This is a genomic window from uncultured Cetobacterium sp. (assembly GCF_947039425.1).
Classification (GTDB): Bacteria; Fusobacteriota; Fusobacteriia; order Fusobacteriales; family Fusobacteriaceae; genus Cetobacterium_A.
On sequence record NZ_CAMQYW010000066.1, the window covers coordinates 1 to 7,906 of the forward strand.

7 protein-coding genes are annotated in these 7,906 nt (G+C 30.0%); all 7 read right to left on the minus strand.

What is annotated here, in order from left to right; all coding sequences use genetic code 11:
- On the minus strand, window positions 1-1,600 hold a 1,600-nt coding region (gene groL, locus Q0V09_RS05230; protein WP_297487489.1), incomplete at its 3' end, for a chaperonin GroEL.
- 12 nt (window positions 1,601-1,612) lie between these two features.
- Window positions 1,613-2,491, minus strand: coding sequence for a UTP--glucose-1-phosphate uridylyltransferase GalU (gene galU, locus Q0V09_RS05235; RefSeq protein WP_297407140.1), 879 nt, complete (start codon window positions 2,489-2,491; stop codon window positions 1,613-1,615).
- A gap of 18 nt (window positions 2,492-2,509) precedes the next feature.
- Window positions 2,510-4,432, minus strand: a complete 1,923-nt coding sequence (gene metG / locus Q0V09_RS05240) for a methionine--tRNA ligase (protein ID WP_297487491.1) — start codon at window positions 4,430-4,432, stop codon at window positions 2,510-2,512.
- 23 nt (window positions 4,433-4,455) lie between these two features.
- On the minus strand, window positions 4,456-5,094 hold the full coding sequence (locus Q0V09_RS05245; protein WP_297487493.1) for a lysophospholipid acyltransferase family protein: 639 nt from the start codon (window positions 5,092-5,094) through the stop codon (window positions 4,456-4,458).
- A gap of 104 nt (window positions 5,095-5,198) precedes the next feature.
- Window positions 5,199-5,552, minus strand: coding sequence for a YbaB/EbfC family nucleoid-associated protein (locus Q0V09_RS05250; RefSeq protein WP_297407134.1), 354 nt, complete (start codon window positions 5,550-5,552; stop codon window positions 5,199-5,201).
- Between the two features lie 74 nt (window positions 5,553-5,626).
- On the minus strand, window positions 5,627-7,339 hold the full coding sequence (gene sppA / locus Q0V09_RS05255; protein WP_297487496.1) for a signal peptide peptidase SppA: 1,713 nt from the start codon (window positions 7,337-7,339) through the stop codon (window positions 5,627-5,629).
- A gap of 44 nt (window positions 7,340-7,383) precedes the next feature.
- Window positions 7,384-7,906 (minus strand): M3 family metallopeptidase (locus Q0V09_RS05260; RefSeq protein ID WP_297487498.1); only part of this gene is annotated, 523 nt, incomplete at its 5' end.

The window sequence follows — 7,906 nt, forward strand, 5'->3', positions numbered from 1 at the left end:
TATTATTAGAATTATTATTTGTATCTATTTTTTCTTTTTTATTTGCAATAATTACCTCTGTTGTTAAGATTAATGCAGATACAGAACTAGCATTTTGAAGAGCAGATCTAGTAACTTTAGTTGGATCTAGAATACCATTTTCTATCATATTAACATACTCTTCTGTTGCTGCATTTAATCCAAAACCTTCAGGTAAGTGTTTTACTTTTTCAACAACAACTCCGCCATCAAGTCCAGCATTTATTGCAATTTGTTTAAGTGGAGAAGTAAGAGCATTCTTAACAATATTAGCTCCAATTCCTTCTTCTCCCTCTAAAATAAAATACTCCATAGAGTGAGCAATTTCAGCAAGAGTAACTCCCCCACCAGGAATAACCCCCTCTTCAACAGCAGCTCTAGTTGCATTTAAAGCATCTTCTATTCTCAATTTTTTCTCTTTCATTTCAACTTCTGTAGCAGCTCCAACCTTAATAATAGCAACACCACCAGAAAGTTTAGCAAGTCTATCTTGAAGTTTTTCAATATCATACTCTGAAGTAGATTCTTTTATTTGATTTTTAATTTGAGAGATTCTATTTTTTAGTAGAGTCTCCTCACTAACACCATCAATAATAACAGTAGAATCTTTAGTTACTTTTATTTTTTTAGCTCTTCCAAGTTGGAAAAGCTCAGTGCTTTCAATTTTCATACCTTTTTCTTCAGATATAACTTGTCCACCAGTTAAAATAGCAATATCTTCTAATATATCTTTTCTTCTATCTCCAAAAGATGGAGCTTTAACACCAATAATATTAAGAGTACCTCTAATTTTATTTAAAACTAAGGTAGCAAGAGCTTCTCCATCTAAATCTTCAGCAATAATCAGAAGGGGTTTAGATGTTTGAACAGTTTTTTCAAGAAGAGGTAAAAGTTCTTTCATACTAGAGATTCTCTTATCTGTAATTAAAATATATGGTGAATCTAAAAGAGCTTCCATTCTTTCAGAGTCAGTGACCATATAAGGCGATAAGTAACCCTTTTCAAACTCCATCCCTTCAACAACTTCAAGAGTTGTTTCAAGAGAACGAGCTTCTTCAACAGTTATAACACCAGTATCTCCAACTTTACTCATAGCTTCAGCAATTAGAGCACCAATTTCATCATCACCAGCAGAGATAGAAGCTACCTGAGCTATTTCACTATTAGATTGAACTTTTTTAGATTTTTCAACAAGGAGTTCAATGGCTCTTTTAGTAGCTTTTTCAATTCCTTTTTTTAGAAAAATAGGGTTTGCTCCAGCAGAGACCATTTTTAGTCCCTCTTTAACAATAGACTGAGCAAGTACTGTAGCTGTAGTAGTTCCATCTCCTGCAACATCATTAGCTTTAGTGGCTACCTCTTTAATAAGTTGAGCACCCATATTTTCAAATGGATCTTCAAGTTCAATTTCCTTTGCAATAGAAACACCATCATTTGTTATAAGTGGAGCTCCATAAGCTTTCTCTAAAACAACATTTCTACCACGAGGGCCAAGAGTTATTTTAACAGCATCTGCAAGTATATTTATTCCATCTTCTAATTTTTTTCTAGCTTCAGAATTAAATTTTATAATTTTAGCCATTATATGCCTCCTTTATAATTTAATTTCATTTTTTAAAAAATCAATTAAATCATTTTTTGTTTCTGGATTTCTAAGACCAAATTCAATATTTGCTTTAAGAAGTCCAATTTTATTACCTATATCATATCTTTTACCTTTAAAGGTATAGGCAATAACTTTTTTGTTATTTTGTAACATTTTTAAAATACCATCAGTAAGTTGAATCTCTCCACCCTTACCAGCTTCTGTAGTTTCAAGATAGTCAAAAATTTCAGGAGAAAGAAGGTATCTTCCTAAACAAGCTAGATTAGATGGCGCTTCTTCCATTGATGGTTTTTCAATAAAATCTATCATTTCAACAGTATCTTCATCTAAAATTTTTGATGGTTTAACAACACCATATTTAGAAACATCCTCTTTTTTAACCTCTTGAACTCCAATAATATTTCCACCATATTTATTGTATGTATCTATTAATTGTTTAGCAACTGGAGTTTCAGGATTATATACAATATCATCTCCAAGGGCAATAATAAAAGGTTCATCTCCAATAAATGATTTAGCTTTTAAAATAGCGTGACCAAGTCCTAAAGGATGATTTTGTCTAACATAATAAATATTAGCCATATTAGATATATCATCAACTTTTTTCAGTAGTTCCATTTTCCCATCTTTTCTAAGAGTATTCTCAAGTTCATAAGAGAAATCAAAGTGATCCTCAATAGAGTTTTTATTTCTACCTGTAACAATAACAATATCTGTAATACCAGAAGCAACAAGCTCCTCTACAATATATTGTAAAGAGGGCTTGTCAACAATGACAAGCATCTCCTTTGGTTGAGCCTTAGTCGCTGGAAGAACCCTTGTTCCTAAACCAGCTGCAGGTATAATAGCCTTAGTAACTTTTTTCATTTTTCCACCCCAGTGTAATTATTTTATTTTTGCTCCAATTTTAACAGATGAATCTATTTCAACAAGTTTTAATTTTTTCTTTTCACTTGAACTTAAAAGCATACCTTGAGAAAGAACTCCTTTTAAAGTAACTGCAGGTAAGTTTAAAATAGCTAAAACTTTTTTTCCAACTAACTCCTCTGGATTTGGGTAGTATTTAGCTATACCAGAAACAATTTGTCTAACTTCTTTTCCAGTTTTAACTTTAAATTTTAAAAGTTTATCTGCTCCTTCAATATTTGAAACTTCAAGAATTTCAACAACTTGAATATCAACTTTATCAAAGTCAGAGATTTCAATAGGATTTTCAACTTCTAAATCTTCATTTATTGCCATAGGATCTTTTTTAGGAGCCTTTTTTTCTGTTTCAAGTCTAGGGAAGATAGGTTCAGCATTTCCAAGAATGTGTCCCACTGGAAGTAAGTTCCATCCTTTAACATCTTCTATTTGAGCTTCCATAATATTTTTTGTAACTCCAAGTTGATTCCATATTTTTTGAGAAGCTGTAGGCATATAAGGAGCAGTAAGAACTGCAACTTTATAAAGAGCTTGCACTAAGAAATTCATAACTGTACCAAGTCTTTCAAGAGTAGACTCATCTTTAATAAGTAGCCAAGGAGCAGTTTCATCAACATATTTATTCATTCTAGAGATAAATTTCCAGATAGCTTCAAGAGCTTTTGAGAACTCAAGTCTACTCATATGAGAATCAACATTTTCTAGAGTTTCATCCCATAAAGTTTTAACACTTTCATCAAGAGGTTCAAATTTGTCCCCTTTAACAATTGTACTGTTAAAGTATTTTCCATACATTCCAAGAGTTCTGTTTAGTAGATTTCCAAGGTCATTTGCAAGATCTGAATTTATTCTAGTAACTATAGAAGGAGTAGAGTAATCTCCATCATTTCCAAAGTTAACCTCTCTCATTAAACAGTATCTAAAAGCATCTACTCCATATTTTTTAACTTCATCTAAAGGTGCAACAACATTTCCTTTAGATTTAGACATTTTTTCCCCTTGAGACGTCCACCAACCATGTGCAACTATTTTATCAGGAAGTTTCTCACCAGCAGAAAGAAGCATACAAGGCCAAATAATAGCATGGAATCTTAGAATATCTTTTCCAAGAAGATGAACTACTTCACCATTATTCCAGAATTTATCAAATAACTCAGGGTTGTTTTCATAACCAACAGCAGTTAAATAGTTTGTTAAGGCATCAAACCATACATATGTAATATGTCCTTCTGCAAACTCAATAGGGATTCCCCATTCGAAAGTATTTCTAGAAATTGATAGATCTTGAAGACCTTGTTTTATGAAAGAAGTAACTTCATTTTTTCTAGAATGAGGAAGAATAAAGTCAGGATTTGCTTCAATATGCTCAAGTAAAGCATCTTGATATTTAGACATTTTAAAGAAGTAAGATTCCTCTTTAACTATTCTTAATTCCTTTCCACAGTCTGGACAGTGCTTTTCATTTACAATTTGATTTTCAGGAACAAATGTCTCACATGAAACACAGTATTTCCCCTCATATTCACCTTTATAAATATCTCCTTTATCGTGAACAACTTTTAGTATTTTTTTAACTGCATCCTTATGTCTTTCTTGTGTAGTTCTGATAAAATCAGTTTGATTAATATCTAAAGCTTTCCACATATCTAAGAATCTAGGAGCCATAGAATCTGTCCATTCTTGTGGAGTTAAACCTCTATCCTTTGCAGCTTCCTCTACTTTTTGTCCATGCTCATCTGTTCCAGTTAGAAAGAAAACATCATATCCCATAGATTTTTTATATTTTGCTATAACATCAGCAGCAATAGTTGTATATGCACTTCCAACATGTGGATCTCCGTTTACATAATAAATTGGTGTTGTAACATAAAAATTTTTACTCATGTGTATCTCCTTTCAAATATATTTTATTTTTTTCTTAATTCTTCTTCAGCTTTTTTATCAAGCTCAAGAAGGGTATCTCTTACAATGTCAAGATAATCATTTTTATTTGCATCTTCTGGAATAAAAATAGGATCTCCTGCAATACAAAGCATTTTAGAAAATGGTTTTGGCATTTGAAATTTATCCCAAGTTTTTTCAAAAGTCCATTTATTACTAAAAGCTACACCTACAGGAACAAGTCCCATTCCAGATTTTTGAGCAAGATATAGCATTCCAGGTTTAACTTGGTAAATAGGACCTTTAGGACCATCTAAAGGGGTACCTGCACTATATCCTGATTTTATAAATTTTATTAATTTTAAAACAGCTTTAATTGAATCTTTTCCAGAAGAACCACGAACAACAGTGAATCCCATTTTTTCCATTGGAACTGAAATAAGTTCTCCATCTTTTGAAGGACTAGCAAGAACAGCTTTTTTATCAGTAAAATTAATCAAACCAAGAGAAGCACCTACTAACTTATTATGCCAAAAACCACAAACATAACCCTCATTTTCTTTGATTTTATCACTTTTAATAACTTGAATTTTCATAGTTTTAGAAATGATTTTAAGTAAATAATATAAAATTAAACCATATCGTTTGAATTTTTTATTTTCCATTGAATAGACCACCCATAATCATAGTATTTTCATATAATTATATCATAGTTTTAATATAAAAAAAAGCACCAACACAGAGTATTGGTGCCGTATTAAAAGCTAAATTAGAATAATCCTGGAATGTTGATTCCACCAGTAATAGCAGACATCTCTTTTTCAGCTAATTCGTCAGCTTGTCTCATAGCTTCGCTAACAGCAGAAAGAACTAAATCTTCTAACATCTCTTTATCTTCAACAGCGTCTTTAATAGTTTCGCTAGATATTGAAATAGAAACGATCTCTTTTTGTCCGTTTGCTTTAACTACAACAGCTCCTCCACCAACAGAAGCTTCAACCTCTTTACCTCTTAAAGAATCTTGAACCTCTAACATTTGTTGTTGCATAGCTTGAGCTTGTTTTAAAATATCTGTTTGAGAGTTTCCTCCACTAGTTTTTTGTCCTTTTAATTTTCTAACCAATTTAATCCCTCCTAATTATAGTATTCAGTCCGTAAGATTATATCATATAGAGCTTGTTTTTATCAACAACAGATTTAGAAGCTCATGTATAATATTGGTTTAAATAAAAGTTCATCATTTTTAACTATATTTTTTAAATTACTTTGTTCTTTAAAATTTAAAAGAGTATTTAATTTTACAAATGGAGATGAAAAAGATTCGAAAATATTTTCTAAATTTTCTTCATAAGGAATTTCAATAACAGAATAATTTTTTTCAATTTCTAAATTAGTAGCCAAACTAGAAATAGTATCTTCTAAACCACCGATTTGATCTACTAATCCAATTTTTAAAGCTTCTTGACCAAGCCAAACCTTACCTTGAGCAATTTCATGAACTTGTTCTTTAGTCATATTTCTACCATAAGAAACTTTTGTTAAAAATTCATCATATACTCTTAAGTTAGATTGATAAATTTTAGCTTCTCTTTCAGGAGTCATAGGTGACATGACAGAATAAAGATCTGCATCTTTACCTCTAGATATCTCTTCCATATTCACTCCAACTTTTTCAGTTAGTTTTTTAAAATTAGGAATTAAACTAACAACTCCAATAGATCCAGTAATACTGTTTTTATCAGCAAATATTTTATTACCACCAGAAGCTATATAGTATCCTCCAGAAGCAGCAACACTTCCAATAGAGATATAAATAGGTTTTTTTATACTTCTAACAGTATTGTAAATAATATCAGAAGCAAGAGCCGATCCACCAGGGGAGTTGATTCTTAAAACAATTCCTTTAACTTTAGGGTTAGAATTAGCTTTTTCAAGGGTAGTAATTAATCTTCTAGGAGTAATAATACCACCTACTTTTTTATTATCTCCAGTATAATTTATTTCTCCATTAGCATAAACAATGGCAATTTGATTATCTTTTTCAATTTCAGGTATTGAATATCTTTCAATTAAAAGAGTATTTTTCATTTTTTGACTTTTCTTAAAATTTTCATAATATTTCAAATGATCAATAAGCTTGTTTTTTAAAAGAGTGCGAGATGTTCCCCCCATTAAATCCCCAGAAAGAGTAAGTTTACTAAATTCATATTTACTGATATTTCTATTTTTAGAAATATCATCAACAAACATAGAATAGGTTTTATCTAAAATTCTTTTAGTATTAGCTTTATATTCTGGAGAAATTGTTTTTCTTTTATAGTTTTCACCATAACTTTTAAAATTACCAACATGTATAACATCAACATCAATACCAACTTTGTCAGCAAGGGATTTATAGTATGGAATTTCTTTATTATATCCTGTAATATTAGCTGAGGTTGCAGCAGATGGTGGCATAAAAGTAGCAGATGAATAACTACTGATTAATAGAGAGTTATTATCAATATATGCTCCATATGAATAAATTGGTTTTCTAGCTGTTTTAAAATCTTTTAAAACTTCACCTAGTTCAGATATTTGAGGTTTATTTAAAGTATTTCCATCAAAAAATAAAACTATTCCTGATATTTTTTTATCATTTTTAGCAAATTTTATTTTTTCAAGTAATTGGTAAAAATTAGTTGATGTTGTATTAAAATCTAGTGGTGAATCGATAAGATTTTCATTGTATTTTTTTGATAAATCAACTTCTAAAAATGTATTAGATTTAATAGTTGGTTTTTTTTCTCTAGATAAATATGAAAAACCAAAGATTAAAATAATTCCTAATACAATTAATTTTATAATTAAAGCTGAAATCTCTGTAATTATAAATTTAAAAAATCTAAAAATATATTTAATTATAAACATAGAGCCTCCTTTTATTTCTTTGAAAAAAAGATAGTGTTTTCACACTATCTTTTTTCTTTTGAATTTTGTAATTCCTTTTCAAGTAAATCTAATAATCTATTAAATTCTTTTGGAACAGCTGTAAAACTATCTTTATTAGTTAAATCTACACCAGCTTTTTTTAGTTGATTCATAGGATGGTCATTTCCACCAGATTTTAATAAGTTTAAATATGCTTCTTTTGCATTGTCTCTCTCTTGAGCAGAGTAATTTTTATTTGTAATTCTGTCATATAGATTAGCAGATGATGCAAAACTAGTAGCATACTGATAAACATAATAAGGTGAGTTGTAAAAATGAGGGATTCTAGCCCAAATTATCTTTTGTAATTCATCCATTGAAAGTTCACTACCAAAATATTCTGTAAATAATTTTGACATAATACCACTTAAAATTTCAGGTGTAATAGCCCCACCATTTTCAACAATTTTATGTGCTTGATATTCATAATCAGCAAATAAAGATTGTATATAATAAGTACCTACAATTCCACCAATAGCTTGTTCTATTAGAGCAATTCTCTCTTTA